Here is a 24,382-nt window from a genome sequence, read left to right as displayed (position 1 = left end):
TTTAAAGATAGTTAAGTGGTGTTATTGGCTTTCGAGCAATAACTAAAAAGAGTTTCGAAATTCGGAACTCTTTTTTATTTTAAATCATTTTGCAATTCAACTAAAATCACATTTCTCACTTCTTCTTTCAATGTTTTTTTATACTCAGGATTTTGATTTTTAGTTTCAAAAAAACGATGCACTTTTGCTCGCATCAATCCTGGACTTCCACTAAAAAAAGTATATGAAAAAAGACGTTTGTTGTCATAAAAAGTCATTGGAACGATTGGAAGTTCGTGTTCAAGTGCCAATCGAAAAGCACCATCTTTAAATTCATCTAACAAAATACTTTCGTCAGGAACGCCACCTTCGGGAAAAATACAAATACTCAAACCTTGACTGATACGTTTTTGTGCGCGTTGAAAAACTTCCATTCTACTTTTGGAACTGCTTCTGTCAACCAAAATACAAGTTCGTTTATAGAAAAATCCAAATAACGGAATTTTTGAAAGTTCTTTTTTTCCAACAAAAACAAACGGGTTTTTAGCAATAGAAAGCATCAGCATAATATCAGTCATCGAAGTATGATTGGCAACAAACATATAACTTTTTCCTTCTTCTATTTCTTGGTCAAAAGTAACTTTGGTCGGAAAACCCATTCCAAAAAGAATACATTTTGCCCAAATTCTTGCCATGATAAAAAAATAAGGATACCATTTTTCCGAAAGTATCGAAATGAACAAAAACGGAAACATCACTATTATTGGAATCGCCATTAGGATATAAAACCAAACTCGATATAATGTCCAAAAAATAATTTTTACTGTTCTCATGTTGTCAAATGTAATAAAACGTATGCAATTTTTGTAACAAACGATTAACTTTGCGGTAAAATCAAAAAAATGTCAAGAATATTAACCGGAGTACAAAGTACAGGAACGCCACATTTAGGAAATTTATTAGGAGCAATTATTCCAGCCATTGAGTTATCAAAAGACGAAAAAAATGAAACTTTTCTTTTTATCGCCGATTTGCATTCGATTACTCAAATAAAAGATGGCGAAACGCTTCGAGCAAATACATATAGTGTTGCGGCAACTTGGCTTGCTTGTGGTTTAGATGTAAACAAAGTTGTTTTCTATCGTCAAAGTGATGTAGCACAAACGGCTGAATTATCTTGGTATTTGAGCTGCTTTTTTCCGTTTCAACGCTTGACTTTAGCACATTCTTTTAAAGACAAAGCCGATAGATTAGCCGATGTAAATGCCGGATTATTTTCTTATCCAATGTTGATGGCTGCAGATATTTTGTTGTATGACATCGATTTTGTTCCTGTTGGAAAAGACCAAATGCAACACATCGAAATTACTCGTGATGTTGCTTCTAAATTCAACAATCAAATGGGCGAAACTTTTGTACTTCCTGAAGGAAAAGTGCAAGAAGAAACCATGTACATTCCTGGAACTGACGGACATAAAATGAGTAAATCTCGTGGTAATATCATCAATATTTTCTTAGATGATAAAGCATTGCGCAAGCAAATTATGAGCATTGAAACCGACAGCACGCCACTTGAAGAGCCGAAAAATCCAGATACGTGTAAAATTTTTGCGATTTATAAATTAGTTGCCAATGCTGAGCAAATTGCTGAGATGAAAGTGAAATACCAAAACGTTAATCGTGATTTTGGTTATGGTCATGCTAAACAAGCATTGTTTGAACTTATCGTAGAACGTTTTAAAACCGAAAGAGAAAAATACAATTACTACATCAATAATCTAAATGAAGTGGACGAACTTTTAAAAGAAGGTGCCAAAAAAGCTTCCCTAGTTGCTGATGGCGTTTTGAATAAAGTAAGAGAAAAATTGGGGTTTGAAAAAAACTAAACCGCTTCAAATAATTTTCCTGGCAACGGACGAATTACACCTTTCAATTCCATATTCAGCAGTATAGAAGAGATTTTAAATATTGGAAAATCACAATCGAGAGCAATTACATCTAGTAGTTGCTTTCCATTTTTTTGGAGATAATCATAGATTTTTTGCTCGTCATTATCTAAGGAAACAAAAAGTTGTTTTTGTATCGATTTTGTTGGTTTATTTTCCAATTCCCAATTGAGATTGTAAATTAAATCTGCCGCCGATGTCATTAAATTAGCGCGTTGGGTTTTAATCAAATCGTTGCAACCTTGACTAAACTTATCGGTTGTTCTTCCTGGAACGGCAAAAACATCTCGGCTGTAATCATTAGCAATATTTGCCGTGATTAACGAGCCACCTTTTTCGGCACTTTCAATTACAATCGTGGCTTCGCTCATTCCAGCAACAATCCGATTTCTGCGAACAAAATTTTCTTTATCAGGATTGGAATTACTCCAAAACTCGGTTAGAAAACCACCTTTTTGTTCCATTTTGGCAACATATTTTTTATGCGGTTTAGGATAAATCTGATTTAATCCATGTGCTAAAACTCCAATAGTTTGAAGATTGTTGTCCATTGCCGCTTTATGAGCCACAATATCAACGCCATAAGCAAATCCGCTAACGATTATTGGATTGAAAACCGCTAAATCTTCGATTAGTTTTTTACAAAATTCAGTTCCATACGAAGTAATTTCTCTCGTTCCAACAATGCTAATCATTCTTCGGTTATTGAAATCAATATTTCCTGCAGAGAAAAGAAGAATTGGTCCATCGATACAATGTTTTAATCTATCAGGATAATTTTCGTTTTGATAGTAACAAAATTTGATTTTTTCGGCTTCGATGAATTTTAATTCTTGTTCCGCTTTTTCATGAACGGTTTTATCTTTCAAATTTTTAATCAAAACATCGCCAACTCCATCAATACTTTTTAAGTGTTGCGATTTCGAATTAAAAACTTCTCGGGCTGAACCGCAATGGTTAATGAGTTTTTTGGCAACAATATCACCAACACCTTCTACTTTTTGTAAAGCTAAAACATACTGTAAATCGTCTAAAATCATCCTAACTATTTGTGAGGCAATATATACATTTTTTTATTTCGATTGTTAATAAATATTGTGAATATTTTTTTGTCAAAAGTATTGTTTATCTAAATTTGCTACTATGAAGATTGAACACCATATTTCCCAATTATTATACCGCTATCAATGTGTTACCGTGCCTGGATTTGGTGCGTTTTTAACCGAATTTCAGTCGGCACAAATTGACGAAAGTTCACATTCATTTTTTCCTCCAAAGAAATCTATTTCGTTTAATCCTTATTTAAAAAATAACGACGGATTACTGGCAAATCATTTGGCGCAAGCCGAAAAAATAACCTATGAAGTTGCTGTAACTGTTATTCAAAATGAAGTAAATCTTTGGAAAAACACCATTCAAGAAATTGGTCAATTTACGTTGAAAAATGTTGGGGGTTTCAGTTTAAATTCTGAAAAAAATCTAGTTTTTATTCCTGTTGATCATGTTAATTATCTAAAAGAATCATTCGGATTAAGTTCTTATACTTCGCCATCAGTTCAAAGAGAAACACTACGTGAAGTTTATAAAGAACAAGTGGAAACTTTGGAAGAAATTGCTCCAATTACTATTACTCCAGAAAAAAGCAATAATAGAAATTGGTTAAAATATGCCGCTGTTTTTGTGCTTACCGCTGGAATTTCAAGTGCTGTTGGTTTTAAATTGTATGAAAACTACGAAAACCAAATTGCTCAAGAAACACTTTTAGTAGAAACTAATGTTCAGAAAAAAGTAAATCAAAAAATACAAGAAGCCACTTTTTTTATCGATAATCCGCTGCCGAGTGTAACGTTAACTGTTCCAAAAAGCGAAGACAAACAACCTTATCACGTTGTTGCTGGTGCTTTTAGAATAGAAAGCAATGCCGAAAACGCATATAAAACATTACTTCGATTAGGCTTTAAAGCGAAACGTTTGCCAGCAAATAAGCACGGTTTATTTCCTGTTCTTTATGGAAGTTTTTCTTCTTATGCCGAAGCTCACGATGCGATGAAAGACATCAAAAAGCTAGATAATAAAGATGCTTGGTTACTAATTGAAGAATTATAAAATATATCCTGAGAAATCAGGATTTTTTATTTGCAGTAATTACCTTTGCAAAAAAAAGTATGAACCCAAAACATCCTTCAGAATCGTTAACGATTTTAACCGACTTAGTTTTACCGAGTGAAACCAATCCTTTAAATAACCTATTTGGTGGCGAATTATTGGCTAGAATGGATAGAGCTGCAAGTATTGCTGCGCGAAGACATTCACGTAGAATAACTGTAACCGCATCGGTAAATCACGTAGCGTTTAACAAATCTATTCCGCTGGGAAGTGTTGTTACTGTTGAAGCCAAAGTTTCGCGTGCCTTCAACTCTTCGATGGAAATTTACTTGGATGTTTGGATTGAAGACAGAGAATCTGGTAGTAGAACCAAAGCTAACGAAGCGATTTATACTTTTGTTGCCGTTAATGAAACTGGAAATCCTGTTCCAGTGCCACAAATTATTCCTGAAACCGAAGAAGAAAAAGCTCGATATGATGCTGCTTTACGTAGAAAACAATTGAGTTTGGTTCTTGCTGGAAAAATGAAACCTCACGATGCTACCGAATTGAAAGCGTTGTTTGTATAATGAAAAAGTCCCGAAAATTTTCGGGACTTTTCTTTTTATCTCGGCGCTAACCAAGTTGTAGGGTTAAAATAGTTTGAGTTTTGAGAAACCACAAATTTTAATACTGTTCGTCCATCGCCATCAGTTCTAATTTTTCCTAAAGATTGTTTTGCAGAAACTTTGTCTCCAGCTTGAACATTTACCGAACTTAAATTTTGATATACTGTAAAGAAATCTCCATGTTTTACCACAACCGCTTTTTTAACTGGTGTGATTAATTGAACTTGGGTTACTTCGCCAGCAAAAACTGCTCTAGCCGATGCACCGCTTTCCGTAGAAATTTCAATTCCGCTATTGTGAACTGTCAACGATTTAAAAACTGGATGCGGTTGATCGCCATATCCTAAACTAATCGCTCCTTTTTCAACTGGCCAAGGTAATCTTCCTTTGTTGGCTTTAAAATTATCTGAAACAATTTTTCCTTCTGGTGTTAAAATAATCTTGTCTGATGATTCAATTGCTTTTTTCTCGGTTGCAGTTGTTTTTGGGTTAGATTTTGCTTTTTCAGCTGCTGTTTTTCTATTGGCGGCGGCAATTGCATCGCGAATTAATTTCTTAATTTGGGCATCTATCTTTTTGGTTTCAGCTTGCTTTTTCTTGATTTCAGCTGATATTTTCCCTTTCTCCTTTTGGATTTGTTTGGCTAATTTTTCTTGTTCTTGTTTTTCTTTTTCAAGCTCTTGCTTTTCCTTTTCGTTTTCAATAATTAGCTTTTCTTTTTCTTGTTTTTGAGCGCCTATTTTTTCGTTATACGCAATTAATTGAGCTGATTTTTGCTTAATCTCATCGCCTTGCATTTTTCTATAACTAGCATATTGCTTCATGTATTGTGCACGCTTGTATGCTTGCAAAAAGTTTTCTGAAGACAATAAAAACATGGCGCGACTTTGCTCAGAACGACTTTTATACGACTTACGAATCATCTCGGCATAATCTTCTCTAAGTTCAACCAAATCTCTATTTAATTGATTAATTTTTAGTTGATTGGTATAAATATCATCACTCAAAAGCTTGGTTTGTTTTTCAGTAGTTCGGATGAGTTTTTCTTTTAATCCAATTTTTTCTTTCTGGATTAATAACTGACTAACAACTGATTTTTCTTTGCTCTTAACAGATTTTAAAAGCTCTTGTTTTTCCTGAATTTCTTGCTGAATTTTTAGCTTTCGCTCTTCGAGTTGTTCTTGCGTAAGCTGACTCCACATTGGCGAAGTAAAACATAAAAAAAGTAAACCTAAAACGTATTTAGACATAGTAAATCGGTGTATTTTATTTAATAAAAATTCTTTCATAACCTTCTGGAACACTGTATGGGAAATTAAAACTTTCGTCTACAGCTATTGATTTATATTCAATATCAATATTTGTTTTTTTGTCTCCTTGATTGGCTGAAATTGACATATTTGTTGGCAAAATTAACGAAGCAACATTTTGAAAATTTGGATAACTAACCGTTACCATTCTATTTTTATCAAATTGACTAATCTCTTGTTTTTTTAATAAAAATCGTTCTGATTCAAAGGAAAATGCTTTTTCGATGTTGTTGTCTTTAGCAAACAATCGGTATAATTTATTAGCGATTTCTTCCTTATAATTTCCGTTTTCTAGATTGTCCATTGGTTTTCCAAGAAGCATGTTTTGTACTTTTTGAAAATCCAATTCGGTTCCAAGCCATTGACTTAACGATTCATAATTTCCTTCAAAATAAGTTCCGTTAATTACTTCATAATACTTCACTTCATCAGGTGTAATCAAGGCTTTTGCCATTGTTATTCCAAGAAAACGAATGCTTACCAAGATTTTTTCATCCTTTTTTATTCGAATATCAGCCGAAACATTTTGCTTTTGTTTATCATCTTCATATCGAGCCGATGCTTTAATGTATAACGTTTTATAGTCTAATTTATTGTTGTAATGATTTTCAATTATTTTTTTGGCACTTAAAACGTCGTCCGCTTTTCCTTCGGAAAGTACTGCTTTTGATTTACATGAAATCAAAAAAAGAAACACAAGAGCTGGCGCAATTTTCTTTATCATTATCTTTTTTGTTTTTTAATTAAAGCATCTGCTTTGGTAAAATAGGTTTCTTTCTTTTTCATGTCACCTAATCCATTGAACGCTTCGCCCATTTGTACATAAAAATTGATTTCCAATGACATATCATCAATGATTAAATCTACTCCTGTTTCAAGAAACTCCTTGGCTTTTTTGAAATTACCCAACTGATTATTTCCCAAACCTGCATAGTAATAAAACTCGGGTTGATTAGGAAATAGTTGCGTCAATTCATCAGCCGTTTTAGAAACGTTTTCAAATTGTGTTAGCTCGGTAAATGTTTGTAACAAAAGTAATTGCGCTTCGATATCATCTTGAGCTGATTTCAAATGCATTTTCAAATATTTCTCCGCTTTGTTCCATTCTTTTTTTAGGTAATAAAACTTGGCAATTTCTTTGGAAACTTTTACGTCTTTATCGTCATTAAAATAACCTATGGCTTTGTCTAAATCGGGTTCAAACTGTGGATTTTTTTTAGCAAAAATCAAAAATTCATTTAAAATTCGGTGCTTGATTTTAGAATCAATTTTATCACTTGGCAAAACGATATTCATCGATTTTACGGCTTTTTCACCATCATTATTATTCAAATGAAATTTGAAAAGACTTACTTGTGCCCAATCGGATGTTGGGATTTCTTTTTCTAATTTTTGAGCGATTTCCAACGCTTTTTCTTCCTGATTGCTCTGTGAATACATATAAATCAAAGCAATATAATTGGATTCTTCTTTCGGGTTTTTTTTGATTTTATTCAGCAAATCAACTTTTTCAACACTCTGATATTTAGCATCTTTTAGAATATCGGCTTTGTATAATTCTCGCTTGTCTGATTTTCCGACGGTTTCATTCAACTCGTTTATCAATTCTAAAGCTTTGTCAAACTGCGCTGTTTTCATGTACAACGAAACCAAATCTTCTTTGTATTCGCTTTTGAATTCAACTAGTTTTTGTACCAAAATTATGGCTTGATTGTAATCTTGTGTGTCATAACAAACGTCATACATTCCAACCCAAGCCCAACGATTTTGAGAATCGATGTTGGTTACTTTTTCAAAATTATCATAAGCGTCTTTGTACTTTTTTTGTGCCAAATAGTTTTTGCCTAATTCAAAAAACACCACTGGATTATTAGGTTCCAATGCTAAACATTTTTCCAAAGCAATGATAGCTTTATCATAATTTTCTATTCCTTTTTGCTTTAGCGACTCATAATAATTGTCTTGAAACTCACTAGAAACCGCAGCAACATCTTCGGGTTCGGTTTGAGCCAAAAGAATGTTGGGAATAAAAAATATTCCGAAAATGAATTGATAAAAAGCTAATTTTCTCATAATACTTTACTAAACCTAACAGGTTAAAAAAACCTGTTAGGAATTATTCTAAAACGGAATAGTCTCCGATGCTGATACTTTTGAAACTACCATCAAACGTAGCATGATTTCCAATCATTGCATTGTCTAAATTGGCGTTTTTGATGTTAGAATGCGTTTGCACCAAGCTGTTTTTTATTGTACTATTAACAACGTGACAACCTTTTCCAAGGGAAACATTTGGTCCAACGGTTGCGTTTATTAAAACTACATCTTCTCCAATATAACATGGTGGAATAATCGTTGAATTTTCTAACTTCACATCATAATCTACCAAATGTTCTCCATCATTATGTAAAAAGCCTAACATTCTGTTGTTTGTATCAACTGTAACGTCTTTGTTTCCGCAATCCATCCATTCGTCTACTTTTCCTGGTACAAATTTCATGCCTTTTTGCATCATTTGCTTAATTCCGTCGTTAATTTGGTATTCGCCACCGTGAATAATGTTATTATCCAAAACAACTTGTAACTCATTTTTCAAAACCGCAACGTCTTTAAAATAGTAAATTCCTATGACAGCTAAATCAGAAACGAATTCTTTTGGTTTTTCAACTAATTCGATTATTTCTCCATTAGCATTTAGGTTTACTACACCAAAAGCTTCGGGTTGATCGACTTGTTTTACCCAAATAACGCTATCGGCTGATGTATCTAAATCGAAATCGGCACGAATTAACGTATCTGCATAAGCGATAACTGCTGAACCGCTCAAAGATTCTTTGGCACACATAATAGCATGACCTGTTCCTAAAGCTTCATTTTGATAATAAATGGTTCCTTTTGCTCCTAATTTTTGAGCAATAGCAACTAATTCTTCTTCTACTTTTTTGCCAAAACTTTCGTGAATGATAAACGCAACTTCTTCAATCGGTTGATTTAAAACACCTGCGATATCTTCAACCAAACGGTGAACGATTGGTTTTCCTGCAATTGGAATTAATGGTTTTGGTATTGTTAACGTATGTGGTCTTAATCTGGAACCACGACCAGCCATTGGTACTATTATTTTCATTCTATTTATTATTAAGATTTGTGTATTAAGTATTAAGACTTGACTGAATACTTTTAACTATTTATTTTAACTGCTTATTGGGACCGAACGCTGCTCACTACTTTACACCTGTTGAGCCAAATCCACCTTCACCACGAGATGTTTCGGTTAATTCTTGAACTTCTATCCATTCGGCGCGTTCATGTTTGGCGATGATTAGTTGTGCTATTCGTTCGCCGTTTTCGATAACGAAATCTTCTTGGGATAAATTTACTAAAATCACGCCAATTTCGCCACGATAATCGGCATCGACTGTTCCTGGTGAATTGAGAACGGTAATTCCTTTTTTGGCAGCTAAACCACTTCTTGGACGAACTTGTGCTTCATAACCGATTGGCAATTCAATGAAAAGTCCTGTTTTTACAATGGTTCTTTCTAGTGATTTCAAAGTTATTGGTTCTTGAATATTAGCTCGTAAATCCATTCCAGCTGAGGCAATGGTTTCGTAATTAGGTAAATCGTGTTGTGATTTATTGATGATTTTTATGGTCATGGTTATTAATTTCTATTAATAATTTTTAGAATAGTTGTCTTTTCATTTACGTATATAAATGCTGAAAAAATTATAATTAACGGTATTCCAACAAAATAATTTTCTCTAAAGTAATAAAATGATATAAATGAAAATAGTATTGATATCGATAAATAGCTTCCTATTCTTTTCATATCGTATGGAATTGAATAATATTTTTTTCCAAGAAAATAGGATATTGTCATCATGCTTCCATAGGCAACAATTGTTCCAATTGCTGAACCCATGTAACTGTATTTTGGAATGAGAAGAAAGTTTAAGAATAATGTCAAAACTGCGCCAATGATTGATATGTAAGCTCCGATTTTTGTTTTATCGGTTAGTTTGTACCAAACGGATAGGTTGTTATAAATCCCGAGAAAGAAGTTTGCCAAAATAATTAATGGAACAACTTTCATAGCTTCCCAATAGGATTCGTCTTTAATCATAATTTGTTTTAGCAAATCGGCAAAAACAATAACACCTAAAAGAATTAATGAACCAAAAATTACAAAAAATTTAGTTATTAAAGCATACGTTTGTTTGGCATTTTCGTTTTTTGCATGACTAAAAAAGAACGGCTCAATTCCTAGTCGGAATGCGGTTGCAAATAAAACCATAAATAAGCCAAGTTTGTAACAAGCGGAATAAGCTCCAACTTCGGCTTTACCAATATTCTTTGGCAAAAGAAATTCCAAAATTATTTTATCTAAATGTTCGTTAACCGCAAAGGCAATTCCAGCAATTAAAATTGGAAATCCATAAAACATCATTTTTTTCCATAATTGAAAATCTAATTTCCATTTTAATCGTAAATAATCTGGCGAAAGCACGACAAAAGTAGCCAAACTCGCTACAAGATTTGCTACAAAAATGTATCCTATTTGAAAATTATCAAAATATAAGGTTGCTAAAAATCCGTTTGGATTATTTTGAGCAATCTTTGGCAAATACAATAAGAAAAACAAGTTCAATATCATATTAACCAAAACGTTTCCAATCTTTATTACAGCAAACACAATTGGTCTTTGCTCAGCTCTTAATTTTGAAAAAGGAACAATCACCAAAGCATCTAAAACCAAAATCCAAATGGCGTAAGTAACAAATTCTACTTCGACATTTATCCAACTGGAAAGTGTGTTTCTATATAAAAGAGAAAGAAATAAAAATGCTATTGATGACCAAAAAATAGAAATCGTTGACGTTTGTATAACCCTTTTTTTATCTTCTTCAGCACTGTAAAATCTAAAAAAAGCAGTTTCCATTCCGTATGATAAAATCACGTTAAAGAAAACCATGTAAGCCATTAGAATTGTTGTTTCGCCATAATCTGCTTTGACTAATTTATCCGTGTGTAACATTACCAACAGAAAACTAATCATCCTTGGCAAAACCGTAGCTAAGCCATAAATTAATGTCTGTTTAAAAAGTGATTTGTATAAACTCAAGGTATATTATGTACTAATTGTAACAAAAATAACTATTAAATCGAATGAATAAAAAAAGAGCCAACAAAATGTTGGCTCTTTTTTTATATAAATTAATTATTAACCTTTCAATGCCTCAGCACCACCAACGATTTCAAGAATTTCTCCAGTAATCGCAGCTTGACGAGCTTTATTATAAGTTAATTTCAATTGATTTCTCAACTCGGTTGCGTTGTCAGTTGCTTTGTGCATAGCAGTCATTCGAGCACCATGTTCAGAAGCAAAAGAATCTCTGATTGATTTATACAACTGTGTTTTTAACGATTTTGGAATTAACGTTAATACAATTTCTTCTTTTGAAGGTTCAAAAATATAATCTCCAGCTGAAACAGGTTTATCTGATTTTACAGGAGCTAACGGCAAAAACTGCTCTGTTTGAACGATTTGTGTTGCGGCATTTTTGAATTGATTGTAAACAATTTCAATTTTATCGTATTCGCCAGAAGTAAACTTTTTAGTTAAAACCTCGGCAATTTCGGCAACATTATCAAAAGTTAAATTGTCAAATACTTCGCTTTTGTTTTCAATAACCGTATTTGCTTTTCTGAAAGCATCGTTTCCTTTTTTACCAATAGCAAAAAAATCTACTTGTTTTCCAGCATAACTATCGGCTACAATTTTTGATTGTTTGATTACATTTGAATTAAATGCACCACACAAACCACGGTTTGAAGTGATTACCACAACTAAGACTTTATTTACTTCACGTTGTGATGTAAATTGTCCGCCTGCATCACCTTCAAGAGTTGCGCTAACACTTTGTAATAATTCCGTTAATTTTTCGGCATAAGGACGCATTGCTGTAATCGCATCTTGTGCTTTTTTCAACTTTGCTGCAGAAACCATTTTCATCGCCGATGTAATCTGCATCGTTGACTGAACGGAAGTAATTCTATTACGGATTTCCTTTAAGTTTGCCATTTTTTATAAATTGTATATTGTAAAAATTTGTATAATGTATACTGTATCTGATTTTCACATACTACAGTATACAATTATACAATATACTTTTTTTAGTTATATTTCGCTCCTATTTCTTTAGCTGCTTTTTCTAAAACGTCAGTAATGTTATCGTCTAACTTACCTGCTTTTAAAGCGTTTAAAGTATCTCTATGTTTGTTGTTTAAGTATTCGATGAAATCTCTTTCGAATTCTTTTACTTTGTTTACAGGAACATTTCTCAATAAGTTTTTAGAACCAGCATAAATAATAGCTACTTGGTCTTCAACTGTATATGGATCGTTTACGGCTTGTTTCAAGATTTCAACGTTTCTTTTTCCTTTTTCAATTACGTTTAAAGTAACTGCATCAAGGTCAGAACCAAATTTAGCAAACGCTTCCAATTCACGGAATTGAGCTTGGTCTAATTTTAATGTTCCCGAAACTTTTTTCATCGATTTAATTTGAGCATTTCCTCCAACACGAGATACCGAAATACCTACGTTAATTGCTGGACGAACTCCAGAGTTAAACAAATCACCATCAAGGAAAATCTGTCCGTCAGTAATCGAAATTACGTTAGTTGGAATATAGGCAGAAACGTCACCAGCTTGTGTTTCGATAATTGGTAAAGCAGTTAAAGAACCACCACCTTTTACGATTGGTTTCAATGAATCTGGTAAATCATTCATGTTTCTTGCGATATCGTCATCAGCAATCACTTTACAAGCTCTTTCTAATAAACGAGAGTGAAGATAGAAAACGTCTCCAGGATAAGCTTCACGTCCTGGTGGTCTTCTTAATAAAAGAGAAACTTCACGGTAAGCTACTGCTTGTTTTGATAAATCATCATAGATAATCAAAGCTGGACGACCAGAATCACGGAAATATTCTCCAATTGCAGCTCCAGCCATTGGCGCATAAACTTGCATTGGCGCTGGATCAGAAGCATTAGCCGCAACAATAGTTGTATAAGCCATCGCTCCTTTTTCTTCTAATGTTTTTGCAATTCCTGCAACAGTTGACGCTTTTTGTCCAATTGCTACATATATACAGAATACTGGTTGACCAGCATCGTAAAATTCTTTTTGATTTAAGATAGTATCGATACAAACAGTTGTTTTACCTGTTTGACGGTCACCAATCACTAACTCACGTTGTCCACGTCCAACAGGAATCATCGCGTCGATAGATTTGATACCTGTTTGTAATGGTTCAGTTACTGGCTGACGGAAGATAACTCCAGGAGCTTTTCTTTCTAATGGCATTTCGTATAAATCTCCACCTATTGGACCTTTACCGTCGATTGGGTTACCTAATGTATCCACAACACGACCTACGATTTGCTCACCAACTTTTAAAGATGCAATACGTTGCGTTCTTTTTACTATTGAACCTTCTTTAATTCCAGTTGATGGTCCTAAAAGTACAACCCCAACGTTGTCTTCTTCTAAGTTCAATACGATAGCTTCCAATCCGTTATCGAATTGAACTAACTCACCGTATTGCGCATTTGATAACCCGTAAACACGAGCAATACCATCACCTACTTGAAGTACTGATCCAACTTCTTCTAAAGTTGCTCCAGATTGAAATCCTTCTAATTGTTTTTTTAATATTGCTGAAATTTCAGCAGCTTTAATTTCCGCCATTTTGATATATCTTTAATGGTAATTAATTACTTAACTCTCTTTTTAATTCTTGCAATCTGTTGGCAACAGAAGCATTGTATTGTTTATCACCTATTCTCAACACAAATCCGCCAATAATTGATGGATCAACAATGTTTTCGATAGTTATCTTTTTATCTGAAAAAGTAGCAATTTTTGCCAAAACTTTACCTTCTAAATCAGCAGTGATTGGGAAAGCTGTAGTTACTTTGGCAAGCTCAACACCGTTCATATGGTCAAATAACACATTGAATTGTGAAGCAATTGGTTCTAAAATTCCAAATCTCTTGTTCTCTTGTAACAATTTAAAAAGCATTTTTGTTTCTGCTTGAACTGAAGCAAATACTTCTGACAAAGCGTTCATTTTCAATTCAGATGAAATGATTGGACTTGACAGAAAATCACTTAATTCTTGGCTATTTGAAATTGAGGCAACGATTGACTTCATGTCATCATTTACCTTAATTGTATTTCCAGAAGAAACAGCGGTTTCTAAAATTGCTTTTGCATATCTAATCGCAGCTCTTGACATAACGATTAATTTAATTTTACATCACCTAACATTTTCTCAACCAATTTGGTTTGAGCTTCTGAGTTAGATAATTCGTCTTTTAATAATTTCTCTGCAATTTCTACTGATAAGCTAGAAACTTTAGCTTTTAATTCAGCCATAGCAGCATTTTTTTCGCTTTCGATAGCTGCTTTTGCTTGAGAAATCATTTTTTCTCCAGCTTGTTGAGCTTCAGTTTTAGCATCGTTAATCATTTTTTCTTTGATTTCACGCGCTTCCTTAATCATTGTGTCACGCTCTAATCTAGCTTCAGCTAATAATTTCTCATTATCTGACTTAAGATTTTGCATTTCTTTTTTAGCATTTTCAGCAGAAAGTAATGCATTTTTAATTCCTTCTTCTCTTTCGTTTACCGCATCAAGAATTGGTTTCCAAGCGAATTTTTTCAATAAGAAAATCAACGCAACGAAGATGACAAGCATCCAGAAAAATAAGCCAAGTGAAAATTGTTCTAATAATTTTTCCATTATATATAAATTCTGTTTTAGAAATTTTTTTTTAAAAACAACAGTTACAACCAACCGTTGCAACTGTTGTTAATTTTTTTAGATTAAGATGCGAATAACGCAGCGAAACCAATACCTTCAATCAAAGCAGCAGCAATAAGCATAGCTGTTTGGATTTTTCCAGATGCTTCTGGTTGACGAGCAATAGCGTCCATAGCTGAACCACCAATTTTACCGATACCTAAACCAGCACCAATAACGATCAAACCTGCTCCTACAATAGTTGGAATTTGCATAATGTATATATATTTAATTAAACATTCAATTTATTAATGATGAGCATCATCGTTATAATGTTCTTCATTTGCAGCACCAAAATAAAGTGCTGATAACATAGTGAAAATATATGCCTGTAAAGCGGCAACTAAAATTTCTAATAATGATAACGCAAAAGCAAGTACGAAAGATAAACTACTTCCTAACCAATTTTTGAAAATAAACATCAATCCTATTATACTCATTAAAACCACGTGTCCAGCAACAATGTTTGCATAAAGACGTATCATCAATGAGAAAGGCTTAATAATTGTTCCTAATAACTCAATTGGTGCTAAAACTAATTTCATTGGTGCTGGAACTCCAGGCATCCAAAAAATATGTCCCCAATAATTTTTATTTGCTGTAAAAGTTGTAATCAAATAAGTTATTAAAGCTAAACCTGCTGTAATAGCAATATTTCCTGTTACGTTTACTCCTAGCGGTGTTAATCCAAAAATATTTAAGAACCAAACGAAGAAGAAAATAGTCAACAAATAACTCATGTATTTTTTATAATTTTTTCCAATATTAGGAATAGCAATATCGTCTCTAATATAAAGAATGATTGGCTCAAAGAAACGACCAGCACCTTTTGCAATTCCGCCGTTTTTAGCATAAGATTTTGCCAAACTTGTAAATAACAAGAACATGATTATTGAAACCACCAACATCATAAAGACATTTTTTGTGATAGAAAAATCAAATGGTTTTTCGTTTGTTACGTGATGTTTTGCATCAACAGCAACTTGCTCATCAGCATTGGCTACTTTGTAAATTTTTCCATGAAATAATCTGTAGTAATTTCCATTGCTTTCCGCAGCACTTTCTCCATGGTGGAATTTTGAAGAAGAAAACAATTGTAAACCATTATCCCAAAGAATTACCGGTAATGGAAAACCAATATGGTGTTCTACTTTTGCATCATCTTCATAAGAAAACAAATGGAAATCATAAGAATCTTGCAAGTGATGATTAATGAATTCTTTAATCTCGGTTTTTAAGTCTTTCGATTCTCCTTCGTGATGCTCGGTTTTTGCTTCAGTAGTAACAGAAGTGTGCTCAACAGTTGTTGAATCGTTTGTAGGATTTGCAACCGTTACTAATGGCAAAAATGCTACTAATGTTGCAACTATAAAATGGAGTGGTTTTTTTGAAATCACCATATCTGATTTTATCTAAAATTTTATTTCTTCAAATTTGGTGCAAAAGTACAATATTAATTAATATGAAAAAGTATAAGTTTTGTTTTTTTAATTGAATTATCAATTTTTCTTGAATTTATTGCTTATTGTTTAAAATTCTGATGGTTAAAAGTGTTTCTATTGCCAAAAAACAAATAAAAACAATAAAAAAGTTTATTTTCTCTGTCGAATTTTCATCGGTTGTTGTGGCTAAAACTGGTCGCAGCAAGAAATAGGCGATTCCCATTTTTATCGATGTTGCTATTAAATAGGTGTAACCAACGTAGTCGAGATTTTTGGTTCTAACGAATAATAGCAAACTCATAATAACTACTGAAAACACAAAAAAGATAGTATATAAATTGGCTATAGAATACGTCCATTTTACCAATTCATTCTTTGGAACAACATTTTCTACCAGAAAAAAATGGATTACAAAAGCAATTATTGAAATACTAAAAAGGTATAAAAAGGTTTTGAAAGTCATTATGAACTTGGAGGAATTATTCGTTTTTGTTGATTTCTTTCAATTGACGATTGACGTTGTAAAAAGCAATGGCTACACCAACTAATACTAAAATCTTTACGTACCAATCGTTTTTATTAGGGTATTTTTCGTCGAGCCAATCGCCCAAAGCGGCAAACAGAAATATGATTATCCCCATTTGGATAGGAATGTTAATAAGCTGTAACCATTTGTTAGCTTGCTTTTTCTTCTTTTGATTGTCCATCGTTTGGAAGGTTTTTTACTTGTGGTTTCATAACACAAGTAGCACTAAATTCGGCGCCGGGTTCAACGGATAGTTTTCCGCAAATCACTTCGCCTTTGATATGTGCTTTTGCTTTTATATTTAAGATTTCCAGTACTTGGATTTTTCCTTCAAAAACTCCTTCGATATCGGCATTTTTACAAATTACATCGCCTTTTACCATTCCAGCTGGACCAATAACTAGTTTGCCTTTGGATTGAAAATTACCAATTAAATGTCCGTCCAAACGAAAATCAGCAGGCGAAGTTATATTTCCCTGAATGATTGTACCTTCTACAATTCTATTGGTTTTTCCCAATAAATCGGTGTAAGATTTTGGACTTTTTTCAAACATTTTATTTGCCTTTTTTATCATTAGGAATCATTCCTGGAACTGGAGGTAACTCTAATGAATTGTCGTTTTTTCTTTTTATTTCGCTTTGATTTTGATTACCAGAATTTAGCTGATTCATTTGCTTTTTTTGCTCTTGAATAGCTTGTCTTTCTGATTGAACATCTCTTGGTTGTTCTTGTTGATCTGATTTTGGTTGTTCTTGTTGTGGAACCACTATCTTCTCAATTGTTCCATCCCAATTTGGTTGTTGTGGATTATCAGATAATTTTCCTGCCAAATAATCATCGAGGTTTTTCTTTATTTGAACAACTGTATAATTTTCAGTTGAAATAATAATTGGTAAATCTTGAATTTTATATTCTTTAAACTCTTTTAAAATCGATGCAATTCCTTTAGCATATTCTTCAGATTTCATACCGTGAATAACCACAAAATTATCGGTCATCGTGTAAATATCTTTGGATACTGACAATTTATCTAAACTTCTTTCATTGATAAATTTAGTAATTTTCTCCAAAATATGTTTGGTGTTTTTGTCCTCAAAATCTTTTGAAGTATATAAAATCTTCCAATTAGTAGATCCGTATTTTCCTAATTCTAAGGCTTGAAGTTTTGGAATGCTTACGTTGATAATTTTCTCGGCTGTTTTTCCTTCTTCGCTGTTTGGATAATTTAAACTCACATAGTTTAATGCTTGTTGATATTCTGTCAATCCTTTCAACTTTCCGATGATGTTAGCTTTTAGTAATTCGAATTTTGGCACCATTTCATCGCCTGTAAATCTATCAATTGCTGTTTCGGTCTTGGTTAAAACGGTTTTGAATTCGCCATTTTGATATTCTTTAAACAAAGCTTCATAAACTACTTTTGGTGAGTCGCTTGACTCGGCAATATCGCTGTTTGGATTGAGCAAAATTTGAGCATATCTCGATTCTGGAAATTGCGAAATAATCTGCGATTTCATTGATGCTGCTTTATTTTTGTCTAAAATTTCATAGAGCTTATACAAATTATACATTGATGGCAAAACCAATCGTTCTTCGGGTTGATTTTTTAAAAGTTTTTCTAATTTATCGACTGCCAATTCATATTCTTTGAATTTTTCTTTATAAATAATTCCAAGTTGGTAATACGCAAAATTTCTTTCTTTCGATAGACTATCAATTACTGTTGCATCGGTTGGCAATTGCGCTATGTAAAACTCTGGATTGTACGGGCTGTTTTTATCTTCTTCTTTTACCTCGGCATTTTGAATTTCTTCTTCATTTTTTTCTATTGCATTTTCATTACCTTTGTCTAAGGTTTGTCCATTTGTTGATTTCCAGTTATCTGTCAACTTAATTTTTCCCCACGTTTTACTAAATTCCTTTTTACCAAAGGCAACTGTAGTTGAATTATAAAAATAGAAAATTCCTCCAAGATTTGATGTTCCAGCTTTTGCAACAGTTGGAGTTTTGATTGCGTTATTGGCTTCCAATTTTCCTTCGTTTCCAACTTGAGAATTTTGGTTAATCCGATCAAGTTTTTCTTGTTCTTTTTTAAGTTTTTCTTCTTCGGTTTTAAGTTTAAGAATATGTTTTTCAAAATAAGCTGTTTTTTCAGCCATTGGCATTTTAAACAACGAAATTATACTGTCATTTTTTTGTGCAATTCCTTCATATTTAATAACATCTTCAAGATTTTCGCGTTTCTTTTTAATGGCATTAAATTCTCTTGTTCTTGGTTTTAAATTGACCAACGTACTGTCGTAATATTTTCCTGCGATTGCATATTTTGCATCGTCAAAATAAATGGAAGCAAGATTTCTATAATTAGAGGCAATTAAATACTGATCAAGCGTTTTCTTTTTCAGAGAAAGATTATAGTTTTTCTTTGCTTCTTTGAAATTCTCTTGACCTTCATAGAACTTTGCTTTTTGATGGTACAATGCATCAAGATATGGTCGATTTTCTCTATCTTGGATTAAATCGTTGAATTTTTTAAGAAATGTAATTGTGTCACCTTTTTGGATAGCGGTTTGTCTTGCTTGATTGATATGCGCATGAATTACATATCGTCTTGCCGCTTTTCTATTCATATCAATCACTTCTTGATAACTAGCAAAAGCGCTGTCTTTATAACCCATTTTTTCATAAAGTTGCGCCAAAATAAAATGGTAACGCGAAACTTCTTCATTGGATTTTGTAAAATCTCTGGCTAATTTCAGCTTGGCAACTGCGCTATCTTTTTCTTCTAAATTGATAAAAGCTTGAGCTAAAGTAGCATTAGCATCAGCGAAAATTTGGTCTTTAAATTTAATTTCTTTCAACAATTTGCGAAGATTATTTACTGCCAAAGCATCGTTTTCTAGTCGCATATTAGTTTTTTCACGCCAAATTTTTACTTCATAAATTTTATCGCTCGATGGATATTTATATAAAACATAATTGAAGGCTTCCAATGCCGGAACGAAACGCTGACTGTAATATCTTGATTTTCCTAACAAAAGATGTGCTTCATCCATTTGTGGATTTTTCTCTGAACCTTGAATATTCATCGAATGTTTCTGGATAGCTTTAGTTGCTTTTTCTTCAGCTCTTTCAAAATCGGGGTTTTTGGTTTCATTGGGTTGCAATTGTTCTTCCGAAATTTGCATCCTTTCTACGGGAAGAATTTCCCAAAAATTGTCTTGGTATTTTGATTTTAAATCTAATAATCCTTTGTCGAGCGCAAGATTTCCGTTGTACAAAATATTGTATTTGGTGCTCAATGCATGAGAATTTCGGGAAAGAAATGTATTTTTTTTGGTAGAACAAGCTATCAAAAAAAGAAATGTTCCCAAAAATATAAAGTATTTAAGAGTAGTGGTTTTCAATGTAAAACGTTTTGTTCGATAACGTAAATTTGTCATAAATAGTATAACTAACGGGTAAAAATACGTTTCTTTTTGATATGGCAAAAAAATAGCCGTATGTTTTTTATGACATACAGCTATAATTGTTTAAAAATGAGCAATATTACACCGCAAAAAACGCTTCTAATTCTTTCAAGGTTTCTGGCGATGTTTGAATATCTTTTACAATTTCACCTTTGTTTAGAGCTACAATTCGGTTGCAAACCTCAACAGTGTGAACCAAATCATGACTAGAAACTAGAACAGTTGTATTAGTATCATCGGCTAATTCTTTGATGATTTTTTTCAAACGATTTACGGTTGTTGGATCCAAATTTGCAAATGGTTCGTCAAGAATTACCACTTCTGGATTTCCAATTAAAGCTGCTATAATTCCAACTTTTTTCATGTTTCCTTTGGATAAATCTCGAAGGTATTTTTTACTTTTTAAAATTTCGCCGTTGAAAAATTCTTCATGTTTTGCTAATAAAGTGTCAACATCGGCTTTGTTTTGATTTCGTAATTCGCCAATGAAATAAAAATATTCTTCGGCAGTTAAATAACCTATCAAGAAACTTTCATCGATGAAAGCAGCCGTGAAAGGTTTCCAGTCTTCGCTAGTGTTTACCTGAACATTATTGTTGATAATATGTCCTGTGCTTGGTTGAATTAAATCTAATAATAAACTGAAGAAAGTGGTTTTTCCTGCACCGTTATTTCCAACCAAACCAAAGCTTTGTCCTTTTGGAATTTCTAGCGATTGAACGTTTAATACTTTAACTCCGTTGTTATATGTTTTTGAAAGATTATGTACTTGTATCATGATTTCTGTATATTGTATTGTTGTATATTGTATTATGAACTTTATATCTAAATATTAGCTTTTTTGTTTGTAAGCGGCGATGGTTGCATATTTTTCGGATTTGTAGATTTTTTCGATTTTAGTAAACATATAGTTTCTAAACATAAAACCAATAACTCCAGCTAATGCTACAAAAAGTAATCCAATATTGGGTGAAAAAAGATAATAACCTGCGGCATATAAAGCCATTGGCAAAAGCATTTTTGGAATGGCAATCAACATTGTTTTTACGTTAAAGGCTTGTTTGTCTCCAAAGGCTTGTTTGCTCGTAGTTAAATCGATTGGTGTTTTCACAAATGCGCCACCAAGCATTACCAAATGTGAATTTACTCCGATGTTAAAAATAGCTGCAACGACAACGATTAAATAAGTGTGAATTCCAAAATAAAGATAGAATGATGCTAAAAGTGTTGAAATTACTGTTCCAATAACCATCAACCACCATTTTGATTTGATGTATTCTTTGTAAGGAATATTTTGGCTCATTAATAGTTGATAATAAGCACTATCCCAACTTGGAATAAATTGTCCAAACGTGAACAAAAATCCACCCGAAACAAAAATTCCTGCAAAGACTTTCATCGCCGGATTATCATAAGCTTCAATCGAACTAGTGAAAAATAATAATCCATAAAAAACAAACACAACACTCATAATCAATGTCGTTTTTGAGCGTTTGTTTCTTCTCAATAACCGAATATCGTTTTTTAAAAAAGTTCCTAAAATTCCAAATTGTTCTAACCAAGTATAATTTTCGGTTTGAGCCACTTCGCTTTTCTTAGCCAAACCTTCGTCCAAATTGAGATTGCTTTTGAAATATTGGAACGAAAAATAATAAGCCGCAATTAAGAAAAGTACTGGAAGTAAAAACAAATAATTGGTGTCATACATTCCTTGAAAAAACGGTTGTGTATAAGCTGTAATGTCAAAAATATTGTAGTATTGTGTCAATCCTAATCCGGCAAAAACAGCCAAAACACTATAAAAAACAGCATCTTTATTGTTGATTAGAATATTGATGAAATTATTGAAATACACCAAAGCAAACATGGCGATATTCCACAAAATGGCTTGATAACCATAACCTTTTACTAATAAAACAACGGTAAACGGAATGAAAAACAAAGCGTGTGTCCAATTGAAAAAAGACAAAGCTGTTTTTCCTAACGAAAAATGCACAATTGTTCCTTTTTTGATAGGTAAAGTTAGCAATGGACGAATGTTCATTACCGGCATTTTTTGCAGAAAATAACGAACCATTAAATCTACTGCAAAATAATAAATCATAAATTTATTCACGGTTTCAAGCGGTTTCATGCCTTCGTCCTCAAGAATAAAATAAACACCCAAGCCCATAATAGCAAAACACGCTAGAAAATAAACGGCAACTAATCCCATGATGATTTTCATGGCGAGATTTGTTCCGAATGATGCCGAACGCAGAAATGATTTCCACTCGAGCCAAATAAAATGTTTGAACATAGATTTTTGTTTTTGGTTGTAAAAGTTAGTTTCTAAAGATAGTAAAATGTTACAAATACTGTAAAAAATTCGTCAATTCGAGTATTTTTTGGTTCGGTTCTCGATACTTTTTCTTCCAGAAAAAACTCGAACTGACGAACCAAAAAATGTATCGAGAACACAAATTTTAATTTACAATTTCATATTCAGGATAGGTTTCTTTTAAAAAATCTTCAGCTTTTGACGGAATTAAAACCAGCATGATGTATTCGGTTAATCCTAATAAAATCAATAGAAAACTGAACAACAATAAAAATCCGTCATGATAATTTTCGCCTTTTAAATGAAGTGAAAATTGTATCGGTAAATTTATCAATCCAGCCGAAGAACTGTAACCAAAAATGATTTCTTTCAGCAACCATTTTTTACCGTTTTGCTTGTTTCTCTTTTTATTTCTTTGCGTCAAAATTACCATTCCAGCAAAATAGGAAATGACTAAAACGAAAAAGAATGATTGTACTACCCAAAAATCTCCTTGAAGTTGTTTCATCAAATAAAATACAATTCCAATAGCAGCGACTGTTCCTATGATTTTTGGAACCGAAAAAAAAGTTTTTAATTCGTTTAAAACTAATTTGTTGTATTTTTTGTTCAATGCTGATTGTCTTTGTCCAACCACATCCATAAACCCAAAAACACCAAATTTTTTGAACTCAATTTGTAACGATTCTTGAAAAGATAATTTTGGATTTTGTTGCCATTGTTCTTCAATAGCATTGGCTAAATGATCAACCAATTCGGTTTGTAAATCATAATATTCCACGTAATGTTGACGCGTGAATTGGTATAATTTTTCTATTTGTTCGGCGGATAGTTTCATTTAATAATCATCTTAGAATTAAAAAATTTATTTATCTGATTAATTGCATATAGAACATATACCACAAACAAACACATGAAAACTATTGTTAATACATCTGATATGTATTCTTGTTTATCAAACGGTTTGAATAAAAATAGGTTTATCCAGTATAAAATCGATAAAACAATATTGCTTCTCTCGATAAAATAATACCTCTTTTTTTTTATTCCAAAAAAATAAATCATACTCAACATTGAATAGCTCAAGAAAATAAGCAAAAAGTAAAACGATAAATCTTCTTTTAGAAAAGTATAAACCATTGTTTTCCGGAATGTAAAAAACAACATGATAATCAACACTACAGCAAACAAACTTTTCGGTTTAAGAAAAAAACGAAAATAATTTTTTAATTCTGATAACGTACTCTGCCACGTTTTTTTATTCATACTGAAAATTTCTTTTCGATTTGAATTGACATAACTAACAAAAGCATCGTGAAATTCAATATCTTCAACTTTCATTTTTTCTTCAACGCCAGTGGCAATGTGATCAATCATTTCAGCTCGAATATCAACATAAATAACATCATTGCGTTGCAAAAAACCGTCAATAAACTGTATTTGGTTTTTGTTTAGTTTCATAAATTACGTTAATTTAGGATTTACAATACTTTGCATATTTTTAATAAATTCTTCCAGTTCTGCCAATCGATTTACGGTTTCCGAAGTTCCTTTTTCAGTGAGTTTATAATATTTACGCAGTCGATTGTCCACGTTTTCAATTTCTACTTCAAGAACGCCTTCGGCTTCCAGTTTATGCAACGCTGGATACAATGCACCTTCGGTGATTTTTAGTTCGCCTTTGGTTATTTCTTTTACTTTTTGGGTAATTTCATATCCATACATTCTACCGTTTTCTTCCAATAGTTTCATCACTATCGTGGTCAAACTTCCTTTATATAATTGCGAGTTTTTCATATCATT

General features: G+C 32.5%; 26 protein-coding genes. 3 read left to right on the top strand and 23 right to left on the bottom strand.

Annotated features, from left to right (window positions below; translation table 11 throughout):
* Positions 1-74: 74 nt before the first annotated feature.
* Complete coding sequence (locus tag IAI56_RS01195) at positions 75-812, bottom strand: lysophospholipid acyltransferase family protein (RefSeq protein WP_187656132.1); 738 nt, start codon at positions 810-812, stop codon at positions 75-77.
* Positions 813-881: 69 nt separating this feature from the next.
* Here IAI56_RS01195 and trpS point away from each other — a divergent pair, with 69 nt between their 5' ends.
* The gene (trpS, locus tag IAI56_RS01190; protein ID WP_187656131.1) at positions 882-1,865 is read left to right on the top strand and encodes a tryptophan--tRNA ligase; all 984 of its coding nucleotides are present in this window, start codon (positions 882-884) and stop codon (positions 1,863-1,865) included.
* On the opposite strand, the gene dprA is transcribed toward trpS, so the two are convergent.
* Positions 1,862-2,965, bottom strand: a complete 1,104-nt coding sequence (gene dprA / locus IAI56_RS01185) for a DNA-processing protein DprA (RefSeq protein ID WP_187656130.1) — start codon at positions 2,963-2,965, stop codon at positions 1,862-1,864. The two genes, trpS and dprA, sit on opposite strands and share 4 nt — an antisense overlap.
* Before the next feature lie 103 nt (positions 2,966-3,068).
* On the opposite strand from dprA, the gene IAI56_RS01180 reads away from it, so the two are divergent.
* Both IAI56_RS01180 and IAI56_RS01175 read left to right on the top strand, forming a co-directional pair.
* On the top strand, positions 3,069-4,031 hold the full coding sequence (locus tag IAI56_RS01180) for an HU domain-containing protein (protein WP_187656129.1): 963 nt from the start codon (positions 3,069-3,071) through the stop codon (positions 4,029-4,031).
* Positions 4,032-4,090: 59 nt separating this feature from the next.
* A complete protein-coding gene (locus IAI56_RS01175; protein WP_187656128.1) occupies positions 4,091-4,600 on the top strand; it encodes an acyl-CoA thioesterase in 510 nt (169 codons plus the stop codon).
* Between the two features lie 35 nt (positions 4,601-4,635).
* Here IAI56_RS01175 and IAI56_RS01170 read toward each other — a convergent pair whose 3' ends face one another.
* From IAI56_RS01170 to IAI56_RS01070, 21 genes are all read right to left on the bottom strand, one after another.
* Positions 4,636-5,889: a murein hydrolase activator EnvC family protein gene (locus IAI56_RS01170; protein WP_187656127.1), complete on the bottom strand. Its 1,254-nt coding sequence runs from the start codon at positions 5,887-5,889 to the stop codon at positions 4,636-4,638.
* Positions 5,890-5,905: 16 nt separating this feature from the next.
* On the bottom strand, positions 5,906-6,673 hold the full coding sequence (lolB1, locus tag IAI56_RS01165; protein ID WP_187656126.1) for a lipoprotein insertase outer membrane protein LolB1: 768 nt from the start codon (positions 6,671-6,673) through the stop codon (positions 5,906-5,908).
* Positions 6,673-8,022, bottom strand: a complete 1,350-nt coding sequence (locus IAI56_RS01160; RefSeq protein WP_187656125.1) for a tetratricopeptide repeat protein — start codon at positions 8,020-8,022, stop codon at positions 6,673-6,675. The genes lolB1 and IAI56_RS01160 overlap by 1 nt, the downstream gene beginning before the upstream one ends.
* Positions 8,023-8,065: 43 nt before the next feature.
* Positions 8,066-9,076 (bottom strand): sugar phosphate nucleotidyltransferase, encoded by a 1,011-nt coding sequence (locus IAI56_RS01155; protein ID WP_187656124.1) that lies wholly within the window; start codon positions 9,074-9,076, stop codon positions 8,066-8,068.
* A gap of 97 nt (positions 9,077-9,173) precedes the next feature.
* Positions 9,174-9,608 (bottom strand): dUTP diphosphatase, encoded by a 435-nt coding sequence (gene dut, locus IAI56_RS01150; RefSeq protein ID WP_187656123.1) that lies wholly within the window; start codon positions 9,606-9,608, stop codon positions 9,174-9,176.
* Between the two features lie 5 nt (positions 9,609-9,613).
* Positions 9,614-11,074, bottom strand: coding sequence for a lipopolysaccharide biosynthesis protein (locus tag IAI56_RS01145; protein ID WP_187656122.1), 1,461 nt, complete (start codon positions 11,072-11,074; stop codon positions 9,614-9,616).
* A gap of 99 nt (positions 11,075-11,173) precedes the next feature.
* Positions 11,174-12,034 carry an ATP synthase F1 subunit gamma gene (atpG, locus tag IAI56_RS01140; protein WP_187656121.1) on the bottom strand — a complete coding sequence of 287 codons (861 nt, stop codon included), beginning with the start codon at positions 12,032-12,034 and terminating at the stop codon, positions 11,174-11,176.
* Between the two features lie 92 nt (positions 12,035-12,126).
* Positions 12,127-13,704 carry a F0F1 ATP synthase subunit alpha gene (gene atpA / locus IAI56_RS01135; RefSeq protein ID WP_187656120.1) on the bottom strand — a complete coding sequence of 526 codons (1,578 nt, stop codon included), beginning with the start codon at positions 13,702-13,704 and terminating at the stop codon, positions 12,127-12,129.
* 22 nt (positions 13,705-13,726) lie between these two features.
* Entirely contained in the window at positions 13,727-14,260 is a 534-nt protein-coding gene (atpH, locus tag IAI56_RS01130) for an ATP synthase F1 subunit delta (protein WP_187656154.1), read from the bottom strand.
* Positions 14,260-14,760 carry a F0F1 ATP synthase subunit B gene (locus IAI56_RS01125; RefSeq protein WP_187656119.1) on the bottom strand — a complete coding sequence of 167 codons (501 nt, stop codon included), beginning with the start codon at positions 14,758-14,760 and terminating at the stop codon, positions 14,260-14,262. Before IAI56_RS01125 ends, atpH begins: the two co-directional genes overlap by 1 nt.
* Positions 14,761-14,843: 83 nt before the next feature.
* Positions 14,844-15,035 (bottom strand): ATP synthase F0 subunit C, encoded by a 192-nt coding sequence (gene atpE, locus IAI56_RS01120; RefSeq protein ID WP_078212011.1) that lies wholly within the window; start codon positions 15,033-15,035, stop codon positions 14,844-14,846.
* Positions 15,036-15,068: 33 nt separating this feature from the next.
* On the bottom strand, positions 15,069-16,220 hold the full coding sequence (gene atpB / locus IAI56_RS01115) for a F0F1 ATP synthase subunit A (protein WP_187656118.1): 1,152 nt from the start codon (positions 16,218-16,220) through the stop codon (positions 15,069-15,071).
* A 115-nt stretch (positions 16,221-16,335) separates the two neighbouring features.
* Positions 16,336-16,725: a DUF6168 family protein gene (locus IAI56_RS01110; RefSeq protein ID WP_187656117.1), complete on the bottom strand. Its 390-nt coding sequence runs from the start codon at positions 16,723-16,725 to the stop codon at positions 16,336-16,338.
* 16 nt (positions 16,726-16,741) lie between these two features.
* Positions 16,742-16,969 (bottom strand): AtpZ/AtpI family protein, encoded by a 228-nt coding sequence (locus IAI56_RS01105; protein ID WP_187656116.1) that lies wholly within the window; start codon positions 16,967-16,969, stop codon positions 16,742-16,744.
* On the bottom strand, positions 16,938-17,342 hold the full coding sequence (locus tag IAI56_RS01100) for a bactofilin family protein (RefSeq protein ID WP_187656115.1): 405 nt from the start codon (positions 17,340-17,342) through the stop codon (positions 16,938-16,940). The genes IAI56_RS01105 and IAI56_RS01100 overlap by 32 nt, the downstream gene beginning before the upstream one ends.
* Position 17,343: 1 nt before the next feature.
* Complete coding sequence (porW, locus tag IAI56_RS01095) at positions 17,344-20,196, bottom strand: type IX secretion system periplasmic lipoprotein PorW/SprE (RefSeq protein ID WP_483400929.1); 2,853 nt, start codon at positions 20,194-20,196, stop codon at positions 17,344-17,346.
* Positions 20,197-20,338: 142 nt separating this feature from the next.
* Positions 20,339-21,037 (bottom strand): ABC transporter ATP-binding protein, encoded by a 699-nt coding sequence (locus IAI56_RS01090; protein ID WP_187656113.1) that lies wholly within the window; start codon positions 21,035-21,037, stop codon positions 20,339-20,341.
* A 54-nt stretch (positions 21,038-21,091) separates the two neighbouring features.
* A complete protein-coding gene (locus IAI56_RS01085; protein WP_187656112.1) occupies positions 21,092-22,558 on the bottom strand; it encodes a DUF5687 family protein in 1,467 nt (488 codons plus the stop codon).
* A 166-nt stretch (positions 22,559-22,724) separates the two neighbouring features.
* On the bottom strand, positions 22,725-23,417 hold the full coding sequence (locus IAI56_RS01080; RefSeq protein WP_187656111.1) for a hypothetical protein: 693 nt from the start codon (positions 23,415-23,417) through the stop codon (positions 22,725-22,727).
* Entirely contained in the window at positions 23,414-24,040 is a 627-nt protein-coding gene (locus IAI56_RS01075; RefSeq protein ID WP_187656110.1) for a hypothetical protein, read from the bottom strand. The genes IAI56_RS01080 and IAI56_RS01075 overlap by 4 nt, the downstream gene beginning before the upstream one ends.
* A 3-nt stretch (positions 24,041-24,043) precedes the next feature.
* The gene (locus IAI56_RS01070; protein WP_187656109.1) at positions 24,044-24,376 is read right to left on the bottom strand and encodes a PadR family transcriptional regulator; all 333 of its coding nucleotides are present in this window, start codon (positions 24,374-24,376) and stop codon (positions 24,044-24,046) included.
* Between the last annotated feature and the right edge of the window lie 6 nt (positions 24,377-24,382).

Source organism: Flavobacterium macrobrachii (assembly GCF_014486675.1).
GTDB lineage: Bacteria > Bacteroidota > Bacteroidia > Flavobacteriales > Flavobacteriaceae > Flavobacterium > Flavobacterium macrobrachii.
This window is presented reverse-complemented; position numbering and strand designations above follow the sequence as displayed.

Coding starts and splice junctions, on each gene's coding strand:
- IAI56_RS01070 (WP_187656109.1), bottom strand. CDS start 24,376: ATGAAAAACTCGCAATTATATAAAGGAAGTTTGACCACGATAGTGATG.
- IAI56_RS01180 (WP_187656129.1), top strand. CDS start 3,069: ATGAAGATTGAACACCATATTTCCCAATTATTATACCGCTATCAATGT.
- atpB (WP_187656118.1), bottom strand. CDS start 16,220: ATGGTGATTTCAAAAAAACCACTCCATTTTATAGTTGCAACATTAGTA.
- dprA (WP_187656130.1), bottom strand. CDS start 2,965: ATGATTTTAGACGATTTACAGTATGTTTTAGCTTTACAAAAAGTAGAA.
- IAI56_RS01085 (WP_187656112.1), bottom strand. CDS start 22,558: ATGTTCAAACATTTTATTTGGCTCGAGTGGAAATCATTTCTGCGTTCG.
- trpS (WP_187656131.1), top strand. CDS start 882: ATGTCAAGAATATTAACCGGAGTACAAAGTACAGGAACGCCACATTTA.
- IAI56_RS01105 (WP_187656116.1), bottom strand. CDS start 16,969: ATGGACAATCAAAAGAAGAAAAAGCAAGCTAACAAATGGTTACAGCTT.
- IAI56_RS01175 (WP_187656128.1), top strand. CDS start 4,091: ATGAACCCAAAACATCCTTCAGAATCGTTAACGATTTTAACCGACTTA.
- dut (WP_187656123.1), bottom strand. CDS start 9,608: ATGACCATAAAAATCATCAATAAATCACAACACGATTTACCTAATTAC.
- atpA (WP_187656120.1), bottom strand. CDS start 13,704: ATGGCGGAAATTAAAGCTGCTGAAATTTCAGCAATATTAAAAAAACAA.
- IAI56_RS01090 (WP_187656113.1), bottom strand. CDS start 21,037: ATGATACAAGTACATAATCTTTCAAAAACATATAACAACGGAGTTAAA.
- IAI56_RS01100 (WP_187656115.1), bottom strand. CDS start 17,342: ATGTTTGAAAAAAGTCCAAAATCTTACACCGATTTATTGGGAAAAACC.
- IAI56_RS01110 (WP_187656117.1), bottom strand. CDS start 16,725: ATGACTTTCAAAACCTTTTTATACCTTTTTAGTATTTCAATAATTGCT.
- IAI56_RS01170 (WP_187656127.1), bottom strand. CDS start 5,889: ATGTCTAAATACGTTTTAGGTTTACTTTTTTTATGTTTTACTTCGCCA.
- IAI56_RS01125 (WP_187656119.1), bottom strand. CDS start 14,760: ATGGAAAAATTATTAGAACAATTTTCACTTGGCTTATTTTTCTGGATG.
- IAI56_RS01080 (WP_187656111.1), bottom strand. CDS start 23,417: ATGAAACTATCCGCCGAACAAATAGAAAAATTATACCAATTCACGCGT.
- atpE (WP_078212011.1), bottom strand. CDS start 15,035: ATGCAAATTCCAACTATTGTAGGAGCAGGTTTGATCGTTATTGGTGCT.
- IAI56_RS01160 (WP_187656125.1), bottom strand. CDS start 8,022: ATGAGAAAATTAGCTTTTTATCAATTCATTTTCGGAATATTTTTTATT.
- IAI56_RS01195 (WP_187656132.1), bottom strand. CDS start 812: ATGAGAACAGTAAAAATTATTTTTTGGACATTATATCGAGTTTGGTTT.
- atpG (WP_187656121.1), bottom strand. CDS start 12,034: ATGGCAAACTTAAAGGAAATCCGTAATAGAATTACTTCCGTTCAGTCA.
- lolB1 (WP_187656126.1), bottom strand. CDS start 6,673: ATGATAAAGAAAATTGCGCCAGCTCTTGTGTTTCTTTTTTTGATTTCA.
- IAI56_RS01075 (WP_187656110.1), bottom strand. CDS start 24,040: ATGAAACTAAACAAAAACCAAATACAGTTTATTGACGGTTTTTTGCAA.
- IAI56_RS01155 (WP_187656124.1), bottom strand. CDS start 9,076: ATGAAAATAATAGTACCAATGGCTGGTCGTGGTTCCAGATTAAGACCA.